The following is a 12,678-nucleotide window of genomic DNA, read 5'->3' as shown; positions in this document are numbered from 1 at the left end:
GGCCGTTTTTGCGCCTGAAACATGACTTGGGTCAATGTTCGATGCATGGAGAGCATGTTGTGTAACCATCCGGGTCGCGCAGTGAGTACTCCATCGTTTCGGACTGCGGTTCATGCACGTGGGCAACACTGCCCCTACAACTCGCCGCGGGCGGCCAGCGCGGCGATGCGCTCGGCGGTGCGACACGCGATCGCCTGAATCGTCAGCGACGGATTCACGCCGCCCACGGTCGGAAACACCGAGCCGTCGCACACCCACAGGTTGCGGATGTCCCAACTGCGGCAGTCCGCGTCGACGACGCTCGTCGACGGATCGTCACCCATGCGCGCGGTGCCGTTCAGGTGGCAGGTGTCGTCGGTCTCGCGCCAGATCTCCTTGCCGCCGGCGGCCGCGAGCGCCTGCTCCATGAAGTCGAGCGAATGCGCGATGAGCCGCTTGTCGTTGTCGCACCATGAATAGGTGACGCGCGCAATCGGCAGCCCGTACTGGTCCTTCTCGTCGGCAAGCGTCACGCGGTTGCGCTGCTGCGGCAGCATCTCGCCGACGATCTTCAGCCCCGCCTGGTGGTTGTACTTGAGCATCTCCGCGCCGAGCGCGTCGCCCCACAAGCCGCGGCCATTCTGCACCGCGACCCATCCGTTCGGCAGCGGCCCCTGGCTCATGTAGCAGTAGCCGCCGAAAAAATCTTTGCCCTTGTCTTCGTAGTTCCAGTGCTCGGTGAGCGCGAGCGACGGCGGCCCCTTGTACCAGCGGATGTCTTCATCGAAGGTGCCGTAGACGGCCTGATTCGACTGCGCCATCAGGTTTTTGCCTACGAGTCCCGAACTGTTCGCGAGTCCGTCGGGAAAGCGGCTGTTGGCCGACATCAGCATCAAGCGCGGCGTTTCGATCGCGTAGCCGGCCACCACCACGTGCTTCGCGCGCTGGAATCGCCAGCGTCCTTCGCGCAGATATTCGACGCCGGTGGCGAGCCCCGCGTCGTTGGTGACGACGCGGCCGACCATCGCCAGATCGCGCACCTCGGCGCCGGCTCGCAGCGCACGCGGGATCCACACGACGAGCGCGCTTTGCTTCGCGTTGGTCGCGCAGCCGGACACGCAGAAGCCGCGGTACGCGCACGGATGCGCGCGGCCACGCGGCGCGGAGAGGGTCGCGAGCGGCGTCGGGCTCCAGCCGATGCCGAGCGCCTCGGCGCCGCGCGCGAGCACCAGCGCCGCCGCGTTCAGCTCATGCGCGCGATACGGATAGCGCGGCCGCTTCGGCCCCCACGGATAGTTCACCGGTCCGGAGATTTTCAGCGCGTCCTCGACCTCGCCGTAGTAGTGCCACATCTCGCGCCAGTCGAGCGGCCAGTCGGCGCCATAGCCGAGCACGCTGCGCGACTTGAACCACTCGGGCCGAAAGCGCAGCGACACCATCGCGAAATGGACCGTGCTGCCGCCCACCGCCTTGCCGCTGTTGTTGTTGCCGAGCTTCAGCGGATTGTCGCCGTCGCAGATGCGCTCGTCGGTCCAGAACAGTTTTTCCTGATGCGCTTCGTCAGACGCGAACTCTTCGAGCGGACGCCACCACGCGCCGGCATCGAACGCGACGACCTTGAAGCCTTTTTCCGCAAGCCGGCACGCAAGCGTGCCACCGCCGGCGCCGGTGCCGACGATCGCGAAATCGACCTCCTCGCCGTCAGCGTACGCGCGCATCGGCACCCAGCCGCCGCGCTGGAACACGTCGGGTGCGCGGCCGTCCTTGCCGCGCGGCCGTTGCTGCGCGTCATCGGACACGGCGGTTCTCCTTCGCGGCCTGCTCATGGGTGTCGGGCGTCGCTTCGACCGCCTCCCACGGATCGCGGCGATTCAAGTACATGCGCACATAGCCGCGCGGATTCGCCGGGCCGCCGAAGCCGATCTCGCTCCACGCGTGCGGGTGCGAGTAGTAGAGGCCGCAGATGTCGTGCAGCAGGCGCTCGCCGAAGAACAGCTTCGACGGCATGCCGCGCCACGCGGGGTTCGTCAGTTCGCCGCGCTGCATCTCGCCGAGCAGCGCGATCTGCGTGTCCTCCGCGAGGCTCGCGAACGGCAGGCCGCCGCGCTCGCGGCACTCGGCATCGAGCGCGGCGAGGCCGATGCGCCAGGCGTCGCGCATCGGCGGCAAACGGGCGTCGCGGTAGCCGTCGTTGCCATCGCCGGCGAGCCGCGCGTCGAGCAGGGCGGCGAGCGGCACCACCGGTTGCGCATTCGCTTGCGGCACGATGCGGGCGCACAGCGACGTGACCGCGAGCCATTCGACCGCGTTGAAAAAGCGCGGCTCGAGCGGTGTCGCGAGGCGTTCGGCGATCACCGCTCGGGTGTGCGCGTCCCACGACGGCGTCGTGCGTTTGTCGAGCACGTCGTAGCCGGGATAGCGGGTGGCTCGGGTCGAGCGTGGTCGGTTGGTCATTTTTCTGTCTCCCGCAGACGCAGTGCGGCGAGCCCGGCGAGCGCCAGCGCGGAAAAGCTCGGCGGCGCGGGCAGCGGCGGCCCGTCGAACAGATTCTGGCTCCAGTTGCGCCAGCCGCCCTGACGACGCGCGATCCCGCGCGCGTGAAAACCCGCGCCGACAAAGCCGAGCACGGTCGTGATGCGTAACCAGAGCCGCGTGTACCAGCGCTCGCGCGGAGCGGACAGCGCGGCATGCGCGAGCAGCGCGGCGGTGATCGGCGGAATGCTGACCGGCGCGTACATCGCGCGATGCTGAAACGCGCCACGAAAATGCAGCAGCGCGGCCTCCCCCACCGTGCCGACGAGACCCGCCGCGACCAGCAGACCGAGCGCCTGACCGGCCGGCATGCCGAGCAGTTGCGGGTCGTCTGCGGGCTCGTCGCGCAAGCGTTCGGCGACGGCACCGAGCGCGCCTGACAGCAGCAACGCGCTCGGCGCGCCGAGCGGTGCCGCGTGAAACAGGTTGTTCCAGCTCCAGCCGCCCGGCCGCTTCATCACGTTGTAGAAATGGAAGCCCGTGCCGGCGATGCCCGTCGCCGCCGCGGTCAGATAGATCGCATGGCGCGCGCGATGCGTCTGGCCGCGACGATCCGCGCCACCATGCAGGCCCGCGGCGAGCGACAGACTCGCGCTGACGAGTGGCGTGAACATCGCGGGGTTGTCGAACGAGCCGCGGTAATGCTCCATCGCGCTGTCGGCAAGCACCGACAGCGCGAGCAGCGCGGAGCTGTGGTTGAAGGTGCGGGCCGCTTCGACGTGTGCCTCCACCTCGGCGGTGGGTTCGCGCGCGTGCACGCGCGCCGGCGCGCGCTGATGGCTGCGGGCGGCACACGTCGGGAACGTCACGGATGCCCGACGCTCGTGGTGTTGCGGGCCGCTCTCACGCCGTTCGCGATGCGACTCAGGTCTTCCCGCGCCGCGCGCGGCCAACGCCGCGACGGCCGTCACCGCCGCCGCCGTGTACAGCAATCCGGGTACGCGTGAAGAGCCCATCGATATCGCTTCCTTATCGTGGCCTGCTTTATTTGATGAGGTAGCGCTCGGCGTCACCATGCTTGAACTCGAGCCCGCAACCGGGCCGCGACAGATCGGGCTCCATCTGGCCGTCGCGCAACCGCGGCGCACCGTCGAACAGCATGGCTTCGATCCGGGCGTGGTCATGGAACCACTCCTGATGGCGCAAGCGCGGCGCCGCGCACGCGACGTGCAGATGCAACGCCGGTGCGCAATGCGCGGACAGCGGCACGTGATACGCGTCGCACAGCGCGGCGGCCTGCAGGAAGCCGGTGATGCCGCTGCAACGGCTCGCGTCGGCCTGCAGCACGTCGACGGCCCCCGCCGCGAGCAGGTGGCGGAAGTCGTCGAGCGTGTAGCCGTATTCGCCGGCGGCGATCTCCATGCCGGCCGGCACGCGCTCGCGTACGCCGCGCAGGCCCGCTTCGTCGTCCGAAGACACGGGCTCCTCGAACCAGCTCACCTGGTGCTCGGCGAAACGTTGCGCGTAGTACAGCGCCCGTTGCGGCGTGAACGCGCCGTTCGCGTCGACGAACAGGCCCGCGCCGCCGATCGCCGCGCGCGCCGCCGCGACGCGCGCCGGGTCCTTGTCCGGCTCGCTGCCGATTTTCATCTTTACCCACCGGCAGCCGTCCTGCGCGACCCAGCCGGCGAACTGCTGCTGCAAGCGCTGGTTCGTATACGTGGTGAAGCCGCCGCTGCCGTAAGCCGGCACGGCCGGGCGCAATGCGCCGAGCAGCCCGACGAGCGGCACGCCGAGCAGCTTCGCCTTCAGGTCCCACAGCGCGCAGTCGATTGCCGAAATGGCTGTCGCGGCCAGTCCCGCGCGGCCGAGATTGCGCACCTGGCGTTGCAACCGTTGCCAATGCGCGCCGACGTCCAATCCGTCGTGATTCAGCACGCAGGCGGCGAGCGCGCCCTGGATCAGCGCGACGATGCAGGCATCGCTGTACGTGTAGCCGATGCCGGTATGGCCGCCCGCGTCGACCTCGACGACGACCAGCGTGGTCGCGTCCCACGCGAACGTGCCGTCGGCCTCCGGCGCGTCGGTCGGAATGCGGTACGCGCTCGCGCGCAGCGCGCTCACGGGCGCTTGCGACGAGCCCCCGCTCGTGGCGCCGCGCTTCATCGACGCGCTCCTTGCACGCACGCGTGACGCCCTTCATCGATGCAACAGCCGACGGTCCCCGACATTCCGGTCTCCAGGTGGTAGTGAGACGAAGCTGCCTGCTGCGTCGCAAGTACCGTTCCGCACTATTGCAATCCGTAAAGCGGGCCGGGCTGGAGCACACTTCGCGTTGCCGCCAACGCCACTCGCGCGCGCGCCCACCGTTTCGACGAGCATGGCAACCCCGCCCGGCTCGTCACAGTCGGCCAAACGGCCTATGTCGTCTGGCGGAGGCGACTTGGGCTCGCGCGTGGCGTAAAATACGCGCTTTCCCGAAAAACTCGCCAACATGACGCTCGCCTCCACCCAAGAGATCATTGCCGAACTGAAAGCCGGCAGGATGGTGATCCTCGTCGACGAAGAAGACCGCGAAAACGAGGGCGACCTCGTGATCGCCGCCGAGTTTGTCACTCCGGAAGCGATCAATTTCATGGCTCGCTACGGCCGCGGCCTGATCTGCCTGACGCTGACCCAGGATCGCTGCCAGCAGCTGAACCTGCCGTTGATGACCTACCGCAACGGCACGCAGTACGGCACCGCGTTCACGGTCAGCATCGAAGCGGCCGAAGGCGTGACGACCGGCATCTCGGCGGCCGACCGGGCCCGCACGATCGCGGCCGCGGTCGCGCCGGACGCCAAGGCCGAGCACATCGTGCAGCCGGGCCATATCTTCCCGATCATGGCGCAGCCGGGCGGCGTGCTGGTGCGCGCCGGCCATACCGAGGCCGGCTGCGACTTCACGAGGCTCGCGGGCCTCACGCCTGCCGCGGTGATCTGCGAAGTGATCAAGGACGACGGCACGATGGCGCGTCTGCCGGACCTGCTCGAGTTCGGCAAGGAGCACGGCCTGAAGACCGGCACGATCGCCGATCTGATTCACTATCGCAGCCGCACCGAGTCGATCGTCGAGCGTGTTTGCGAACGTACGATGCAAACCGCGCACGGCGCGTTCCGCGCGGTCATGTATCTCGATCAGCCGAGCGGCCAGCCGCACATCGCGCTGGTGCGCGGCACGCCGATGCCCGATCGCGACACGCCGGTGCGCGTGCACGAGCCGCTGTCGGTGCTGGATCTGCTCGAAGTCGGCGAATCCACCCATTCGTGGACGCTGGACGCGGCCATCCAGGAAATCGCAGAACGCGATCTCGGCGTGGTCGTACTGCTGAACTGCGGCGACTCGAAAGACCATCTGATCGACGTCTTCAAGGCGTTCGACTCGAAGGAAAAAGCGGACGCGCTGAAGCGCCGGCCGGTCGACTTCAAGACCTACGGCATCGGCGCGCAGATTCTGCGCGAACTCGGCGTCGGCAAGATGCAGGTGCTGTCGAACCCACGCAAGCTCGGCAGCATGTCGGGTTATGGTCTCGAAGTCACGGGCTTCATTCCGATGCCCGGCAGCAAAACGCAAGCCCCGCAACTCTGATCCGGCCACTCACGCGCCTCGCGCCCACTCAAACACTACGGAATTCATATGGAAATCGGACAATACCAACCGAATCTCGACGGCGACGGACTGCGCATCGGCATCGTCCAGGCGCGCTTTAACGAACCCGTCTGCAACGGCCTCGCCGACTCCTGCATCGAAGAACTCGAACGCCTCGGCGTGACCGGCGAAGACGTGCTGCTCGTCACGGTGCCGGGCGCGCTGGAAATCCCGCTCGCGCTGCAAAAGCTCGCGGAAAGCGCGCAATTCGACGCGCTGATCGCGCTCGGCGCGGTGATCCGCGGCGAGACCTACCACTTCGAGCTGGTTTCGAACGAAAGCGGCGCGGGCATCACGCGCATCGGCCTCGACTTCGGCATTCCGGTCGCGAACGCGGTGCTGACCACCGAGAACGACGAGCAAGCCGTCGCGCGCATGACCGAGAAGGGTCGCGACGCCGCGCGCGTGGCTGTCGAAATGGCGAACCTCGCGGTCGCGCTCGAGCAGCTCGGCGGCGATGACGACGAAGATGAAGACGAAGACGACGAGGAAGAGGCATGAAGAGCGCACGCCGACGCTCCCGCGAACTGGCCACGCAGGGGCTTTACCAGTGGCTGCTGTCGGGCTCGCCCGGCGTTGAGATCGACGCGCAACTACGCGGCGCGCAAGGTTACGACAAGGCCGATCACGAGCACCTGGACGCGATCCTGCATGGCGTGATGCGCGATTCCGAAGCACTTTCCGCCGCGATCGCGCCGTGCCTCGACCGTCCGATCGATCAACTGTCGCCGGTCGAACGCGCGGTGCTGCTGGTCGCCGCGTTCGAACTGAAGAATCACGTCGACATTCCGTATCGCGTGGTCATCAACGAAGCGGTCGAGCTGACCAAGACGTTCGGCGGCTCGGACGGCTACAAGTACGTGAACGGCGTGCTCGACAAGCTCTCGGCGCAACTGCGCGCCACCGAGACGCAGGCGGCTCGCAAGAGCTGAGCGCGGCGCCGGTGGGGCCATGCCGCGCATCGGCTCCCTGCCACGTCGCACTGCACAGGGCGAAGCACCTCGATCGCCCGCAAGGACGGCGCTGCGCGCATCGATGAGCGCATCATTTGATGGGTAGGCGCCGTCCTGCTTCTGAACTGGACTGACCGTATGAACTCCGTGACCGAACCTCTCGTGCGGCTTGCCGCGCGCGTCGATGCCATCCAGCCTTTCTACGTGATGGAACTGGCCAAGGAGGCCGTGCTGCTCGAACGCGCGGGGCGCGACATCATTCACATGGGCATCGGCGAGCCGGATTTCACGGCGCCCGAGCCGGTCATCGAGGCGGCCGCGAGCGCGCTGCGCCGAGGCGTCACGCAGTACACCAGCGCGCTCGGCGTGCACGCGCTGCGCGATGCGATTTCCGCGCATTACGCCGAGTTCTACGGCATCGACGTCGATCCGGCGCGGATCGTGGTGACGGCGGGCGCATCGGCCGCGCTCTTGCTGGCGTGCGCGGCGCTCGTCGATCGCGACGACGAAGTATTGATGCCCGACCCGTGCTATCCGTGCAACCGCCATTTCGTGATCGCCGCCGAAGGCAAGCCGGTGATGGTGCCGAGCGGGCCGGCCGAGCGCTTCCAGCTGACCGCCGCCGACGTCGAACGCCTGTGGGGCGAGCGCACCCGCGGCGTGCTGCTCGCGTCGCCGTCGAATCCGACCGGCACGTCGATCGAGCCGCCCGAACTCGAGCGCATCGTCAAGGTCGTGCGCGCGCGCGGCGGCTTCACGATCGTCGACGAGATCTACCAGGGCCTCAGCTACGACGCCAAGCCGGTGTCGGCGCTGTCTTTCGGCGACGACGTGGTCACCGTCAACAGCTTCTCGAAGTACTTCAACATGACCGGCTGGCGCCTCGGCTGGCTCGTCGTGCCGCCCGCGATGATCAGCGCGTTCGAAAAGCTCGCGCAGAACCTGTTCATCTGCGCGTCGGCGCTCGCGCAGCACGCGGCGCTCGCCTGTTTCGAGCCGGAGACGATCGCGATCTACGAAGCGCGGCGCCTCGAATTCAAGCGACGCCGCGACTTCATCGCGCCGGCGCTCGAATCGCTCGGCTTCTCCGTGCCGGTGATGCCGGACGGCGCGTTCTACGTGTACGCGGACTGCCGAGGCGTCGCGCATCCGGCGGCCGGCGACAGCGCGGCGCTCACGAAGGCGATGCTGCACGATGCCGGGGTCGTGCTGGTGCCGGGCATGGACTTCGGCACGCACGCGCCGAAGGACTACATCCGGCTGTCGTATGCGACCGCGTATCCAAAGCTCGAAGAGGCGGTCGAGCGGCTGGCAACGCTGTTCGGGCGGCATTGACGCATCGGGATTGATTCGGCAGCAACCAGCCTGCCAGACGCAAAAAAGGACACCCGAGGGTGTCCTTGTTTTCATGCGGCACGGCAACGTCTAACTCAAGCCCCCAGCTCCGACGCCGACGCCACGTGGCGCGTCGTCGAATTGGCGTTCGCGTCGTCCTGATCGGCCGGCTGCGTGTGCACCGCCGACGTCGCCGGGCTCAGCGCGTGACCGCCTTGCAGCGTCACCTGAACGCGCTTGCCGTTGCCACCACTCGTCGCCGCGGCTGGCGCCGGCGTGGCCGACGCGGTCAGCACCGGAGCTTGCGGCGCATTGATCGGCACCTTACGGCCGCGCGCGACGTCGCGCAGACGACCGCGCTCGGCCATCACCTTCGCGCCGTACCCGCCGTCATCCGGCGTGGTCGAGCCGACGTACAGACGCAGACCGCCCGGCAGCGAGCCGCCACGCGCGATGCAATCCTTCAGCACGAGCGCGCCGACCTTGATGTTCGCGAGCGGTTCGAGCGCCGCGCTTTGGCCGCCGAAATACTGGAATTTGTCCGAATGCACCTTCGACATCACCTGCATCAGGCCCTGTGCGCCGACGCCGCTCTCGGCGTACGGATTGAAGCCCGATTCGATCGCCATCACTGACAGCAGCAGCAGCGGATCGAGGCCGACTTCGCGGCCGGTGTCGAACGCGGCTTTTACGAGCTCGCCGACGGGCTCCTGAGCGACGCGATAACGCCGCGCGAGGTACGACGCGACCAGGTCCTGCTCGTGGCTCGACACGAGCACGCGGTCATCGCGTGCATCGGCGGACACGCGCTGCTGCGGAATCAGACGTGCGAGCGCGCTGACGCCCTGCATCGTGCGCGGATCGAGGCCGTTGAGCGCGGTGGCGCTCGTGCCCGACGTGCCGGCGCCGTCGAACGCGCCGTCGAAGCCGGTGGTGGCCGCGGTGAGGGTCATGCTGCCGTCGTTCGAGCCATCGGTGGGACTCGGCGTGGTCAGCATGTTCGGCGAATTGGCCGACAGCGATTCGTCGGAGGATGCGTCGGCGTTTCTGGTCGGTCCGATGGCGGGCAGCGGATTGCCTTGCAGCAGGCGGGCGGGGCCCGCTTGCACGGCGGCGGAAATGACCGGCATCAGACGCGCGGCGAGCGCGCCGCGCCAGGTCGGCATCAGCCACAGTGCGAGAGCCAGCACCACGGCGATCCCGCCGACAATGCTGAATAGGTGATGACTCAGTCGCGTCCCGCTGCGCAGCGCACCGCGCACAACCTGCGCAATACGCTCATCGGGACGCCACGATAACCAGGCGTTCATTCAGATCTCCCATCTTGCATGATCCGCGAACTCCGCCGGGACAAATCAGGCGGTACGGCGCGCTCGCAGAGTCAAGACATCGCGTGCTCTCTGGTCGGGCAGCAGCGACGTCGGGAAAACGGCAACATATACCGTTTTGGGAGCCATCTCAAAAACAGCCCACCCATACTCGATGTGTATCGGGCTTGGCTCCCACGCGAAAAACCAGCGTTGGTGGACGCTGGTGAGGGACTTCAATAATGCCGTTCTACCCTGCAGGGAAGCAAAACGGTGACGCGTTGCGTCTGAGGACCGGGGCGACGGTAAAAAGGTTAACGCCCTGCAACCAATGTGGACGGATTCTATGCACGGTTTTATAGATCGTCAACACTATAGAATTCAAGAATGATAACTTTTTGTAATTATGAACAGTGTTCAGTCACCCGAGAACCGCGCTCAATGCGCGTTTCGGGCGATCCGACCCTGGCTGTTTGGACTAGACCATTTGGTTGATCTACGTGCGGTGGCTAACGCAGGTAAAATCGACAATCGTTTTTTGCGTCAGATAGGTACCAACGCCGTTCCTCCTGCCCTCCCCGTCTTATGCGCCGTGCATGCGGCCCTGAACCGTCACAGATGAAATACAAAGACTTACGCGATTTCATCGGCCGCCTCGAGGCGATCGGTGAATTGCGCCGAATTTCGCAAAAAGTGTCGCCGAATCTCGAAATGACCGAACTTTGCGACCGTGTGCTCCGCGCGGGCGGCCCGGCTCTGTTGTTCGAGAACACCGAGCGGCACGCGTTCCCGGTGCTCGGCAATCTGTTCGGCACGCCGCGCCGCGTCGCGCTTGGCATGGGCATCGATGCCGAAGCGGGCGCGGGCGACCAGGCGGCGCTCGAATCGCTGCGCGATGTCGGTCGGCTACTCTCCGCGTTGAAGGAACCCGAGCCGCCGAAAGGGCTCAAGGACGCCGGCAAGCTGCTGTCGCTAGCGAAGGCCGTGTGGGACATGGCGCCGAAGACGGTCAACGCACCGCCCTGCCAGGAAATCGTCTGGGAAGGCAATGACGTCGACCTTGCCAGATTGCCCATTCAGACCTGCTGGCCCGGCGATGCCGGGCCGTTGATCACCTGGGGTCTGACCGTCACGAAAGGGCCGAACAAGAGTCGACAAAACCTGGGTATCTATCGCCAGCAACTGATCGGGCGTAACAAGCTGATCATGCGCTGGCTGGCGCATCGCGGCGGCGCGCTCGATTTTCGTGAGTTCGCGCTTAAAAATCCCGGCAAGCCGTATCCGGTGGCCGTCGTGCTCGGTGCGGACCCGGCGACGATTCTCGGCGCGGTCACGCCGGTACCCGACACGCTGTCCGAATACCAGTTCGCCGGCCTGCTGCGCGGCGGGCGCACCGAGCTCGCGAAATGCGTCACACCGGGCGTCGACGGTCTGCAGGTCCCCGCGCGCGCCGAGATCGTGCTCGAGGGCTTCATCTATCCGCAGGAAGGCGCACCCTCGCCCGCCCCGGCCGGCGCACCGCCGCGTCCGTCGAAGGGTGCGTCGGCCACGTACGAACACGCGCTCGAAGGCCCGTATGGCGATCACACCGGCTACTACAACGAACAGGAGTGGTTCCCGGTCTTCACGGTCGAGCGCATCACGATGCGCCGCGACGCGATCTATCACTCCACCTACACCGGCAGACCGCCCGACGAGCCGGCGGTGCTCGGCGTCGCGCTGAACGAAGTGTTCGTACCTTTGCTGCAGAAGCAGTTCACCGAGATCACGGACTTCTATCTGCCGCCCGAAGGCTGCAGTTACCGCATGGCGATCGTGCAAATGAAGAAGAGCTACCCCGGCCACGCGAAACGCGTGATGTTCGGCGTGTGGAGCTTCCTGCGGCAGTTCATGTATACGAAGTTCATCGTCGTCGTCGATGAGGACGTCAATATCCGGGACTGGAAGGAAGTGATCTGGGCGATCACCACGCGAGTGGACCCGACGCGCGACACGGTGCTCGTCGACCGCACGCCGATCGACTATCTCGATTTCGCGTCGCCGGTAGCCGGCCTCGGCTCGAAGATGGGGCTCGACGCAACCAACAAGTGGCCGGGCGAAACCGACCGCGAATGGGGCCGCCCGATCGTGATGGACGACGCGGTCAAAGAGCGTATCGATAGCTTGTGGAACGAGTTGGGCCTCGGCCTGTAACGCGCGCGGGACAACACAATCAATAACGGATGGAGCGCTCGCGCGGATGCACGCTTTTTCAATGATGTCGGACGGCTTTTTTCTGTCCTTGTCGCTGTGCCTCGATATCGGTCTCGTCAACGTCGCGATCATTTCGCTGACGCTGTCGCACGGCTTTCGGCCGGGCTTCTGGCTCGGCCTCGGCTCGTGCGTCGGCGATCTCATTTACGCGACGCTCGCGCTCGCGGGCATGGCCGCGCTGCTGCAGTTCGAATCGGTGCGCTGGGTCGTATGGATCGGCGGCGCGGCGATCCTCCTGTTTCTCACCTGGAAGATGGCGCGTGAAGCGATGTTCCCGGCCACGGCGCAAGCTGTTGCCGGCGAAGGCGACGCGGCTGCGCCGCATCAGTCGGCATGGCGCGGGTTTCTGCGCGGCGTGCTGCTCGCGGTGTCGTCGCCGTCGGCGATCCTGTGGTTCGCGGCGGTCGGCGGCGCGCTGATCGCGAAGGCCGGCGCAACGAGCCCGACAACCGCGCTGATCTTCCTCGGCGGATTCTTTCTGGGCGGCCTGTGCTGGACGCTGTTCATCTGCGGGCTCGGCAGCCAGGGACGCAAGCGCGCGGGCGCCGGTCTGCTGCGCGCGTGTCACGTTCTGTCGGCGCTGCTGTTCGCCTATTTCTCATACAGCGTGATCGTCAACGGGTATCGCGATCTGATCGTGCAGAGCACCGCGCAAGTGGCAAGCTGAAGCGGCTCGCGAACAAAAAAACGG

11 protein-coding genes are annotated in these 12,678 nt (G+C 66.6%); 6 read left to right on the top strand and 5 right to left on the bottom strand.

What is annotated here, in order from left to right; translation table 11 throughout:
• Positions 1 to 134: 134 nt before the first annotated feature.
• The 4 genes from HDG33_RS06755 to HDG33_RS06740 are packed head-to-tail and all read right to left on the bottom strand — an operon-like array spanning position 135 to position 4,617.
• Positions 135 to 1,778 (bottom strand): GMC family oxidoreductase, encoded by a 1,644-nt coding sequence (locus HDG33_RS06755; protein ID WP_184023260.1) that lies wholly within the window; start codon positions 1,776 to 1,778, stop codon positions 135 to 137.
• Positions 1,768 to 2,433 (bottom strand): gluconate 2-dehydrogenase subunit 3 family protein, encoded by a 666-nt coding sequence (locus tag HDG33_RS06750; RefSeq protein ID WP_184023254.1) that lies wholly within the window; start codon positions 2,431 to 2,433, stop codon positions 1,768 to 1,770. Before HDG33_RS06750 ends, HDG33_RS06755 begins: the two co-directional genes overlap by 11 nt.
• Complete coding sequence (locus HDG33_RS06745) at positions 2,430 to 3,467, bottom strand: hypothetical protein (protein ID WP_184023252.1); 1,038 nt, start codon at positions 3,465 to 3,467, stop codon at positions 2,430 to 2,432. Before HDG33_RS06745 ends, HDG33_RS06750 begins: the two co-directional genes overlap by 4 nt.
• A 28-nt stretch (positions 3,468 to 3,495) precedes the next feature.
• Positions 3,496 to 4,617 (bottom strand): enolase C-terminal domain-like protein, encoded by a 1,122-nt coding sequence (locus HDG33_RS06740; protein WP_184023250.1) that lies wholly within the window; start codon positions 4,615 to 4,617, stop codon positions 3,496 to 3,498.
• 328 nt (positions 4,618 to 4,945) lie between these two features.
• On the opposite strand from HDG33_RS06740, the gene ribBA reads away from it, so the two are divergent.
• The 4 genes from ribBA (at position 4,946) to HDG33_RS06720 (ending at position 8,427) form a co-directional block, all read left to right on the top strand.
• Positions 4,946 to 6,079 carry a bifunctional 3,4-dihydroxy-2-butanone-4-phosphate synthase/GTP cyclohydrolase II gene (gene ribBA, locus HDG33_RS06735; RefSeq protein WP_184023248.1) on the top strand — a complete coding sequence of 378 codons (1,134 nt, stop codon included), beginning with the start codon at positions 4,946 to 4,948 and terminating at the stop codon, positions 6,077 to 6,079.
• Between the two features lie 48 nt (positions 6,080 to 6,127).
• Entirely contained in the window at positions 6,128 to 6,640 is a 513-nt protein-coding gene (gene ribH, locus HDG33_RS06730; RefSeq protein WP_013090228.1) for a 6,7-dimethyl-8-ribityllumazine synthase, read from the top strand.
• On the top strand, positions 6,637 to 7,071 hold the full coding sequence (gene nusB, locus HDG33_RS06725) for a transcription antitermination factor NusB (RefSeq protein ID WP_184023246.1): 435 nt from the start codon (positions 6,637 to 6,639) through the stop codon (positions 7,069 to 7,071). Before ribH ends, nusB begins: the two co-directional genes overlap by 4 nt.
• Positions 7,072 to 7,230: 159 nt before the next feature.
• Entirely contained in the window at positions 7,231 to 8,427 is a 1,197-nt protein-coding gene (locus HDG33_RS06720; protein ID WP_184023244.1) for a pyridoxal phosphate-dependent aminotransferase, read from the top strand.
• Positions 8,428 to 8,522: 95 nt separating this feature from the next.
• On the opposite strand, the gene HDG33_RS06715 is transcribed toward HDG33_RS06720, so the two are convergent.
• Positions 8,523 to 9,737 carry a transglycosylase SLT domain-containing protein gene (locus HDG33_RS06715; protein WP_184023242.1) on the bottom strand — a complete coding sequence of 405 codons (1,215 nt, stop codon included), beginning with the start codon at positions 9,735 to 9,737 and terminating at the stop codon, positions 8,523 to 8,525.
• Positions 9,738 to 10,352: 615 nt separating this feature from the next.
• On the opposite strand from HDG33_RS06715, the gene HDG33_RS06710 reads away from it, so the two are divergent.
• Together HDG33_RS06710 and HDG33_RS06705 are read left to right on the top strand one after the other, a co-directional pair.
• Complete coding sequence (locus tag HDG33_RS06710; protein ID WP_184023235.1) at positions 10,353 to 11,927, top strand: UbiD family decarboxylase; 1,575 nt, start codon at positions 10,353 to 10,355, stop codon at positions 11,925 to 11,927.
• Between the two features lie 46 nt (positions 11,928 to 11,973).
• On the top strand, positions 11,974 to 12,654 hold the full coding sequence (locus HDG33_RS06705; RefSeq protein WP_184023233.1) for a LysE family translocator: 681 nt from the start codon (positions 11,974 to 11,976) through the stop codon (positions 12,652 to 12,654).
• Positions 12,655 to 12,678: the final 24 nt, after the last annotated feature.

Origin of the sequence: Paraburkholderia sp. Cpub6, assembly GCF_014201065.1 — a bacterium.
Classification (GTDB): Bacteria; Pseudomonadota; Gammaproteobacteria; order Burkholderiales; family Burkholderiaceae; genus Paraburkholderia; species Paraburkholderia tuberum.
This window is presented reverse-complemented; position numbering and strand designations above follow the sequence as displayed.

What these genes read in the sequence shown, in the direction of transcription:
- HDG33_RS06750 (WP_184023254.1), bottom strand. Translation starts at nt 2,433, where the DNA reads ATGACCAACCGACCACGCTCGACCCGAGCCACCCGCTATCCCGGCTAC.
- HDG33_RS06745 (WP_184023252.1), bottom strand. Translation starts at nt 3,467, where the DNA reads ATGGGCTCTTCACGCGTACCCGGATTGCTGTACACGGCGGCGGCGGTG.
- HDG33_RS06740 (WP_184023250.1), bottom strand. Translation starts at nt 4,617, where the DNA reads ATGAAGCGCGGCGCCACGAGCGGGGGCTCGTCGCAAGCGCCCGTGAGC.
- ribBA (WP_184023248.1), top strand. Translation starts at nt 4,946, where the DNA reads ATGACGCTCGCCTCCACCCAAGAGATCATTGCCGAACTGAAAGCCGGC.
- ribH (WP_013090228.1), top strand. Translation starts at nt 6,128, where the DNA reads ATGGAAATCGGACAATACCAACCGAATCTCGACGGCGACGGACTGCGC.
- nusB (WP_184023246.1), top strand. Translation starts at nt 6,637, where the DNA reads ATGAAGAGCGCACGCCGACGCTCCCGCGAACTGGCCACGCAGGGGCTT.
- HDG33_RS06720 (WP_184023244.1), top strand. Translation starts at nt 7,231, where the DNA reads ATGAACTCCGTGACCGAACCTCTCGTGCGGCTTGCCGCGCGCGTCGAT.
- HDG33_RS06715 (WP_184023242.1), bottom strand. Translation starts at nt 9,737, where the DNA reads ATGAACGCCTGGTTATCGTGGCGTCCCGATGAGCGTATTGCGCAGGTT.
- HDG33_RS06710 (WP_184023235.1), top strand. Translation starts at nt 10,353, where the DNA reads ATGAAATACAAAGACTTACGCGATTTCATCGGCCGCCTCGAGGCGATC.
- HDG33_RS06705 (WP_184023233.1), top strand. Translation starts at nt 11,974, where the DNA reads ATGCACGCTTTTTCAATGATGTCGGACGGCTTTTTTCTGTCCTTGTCG.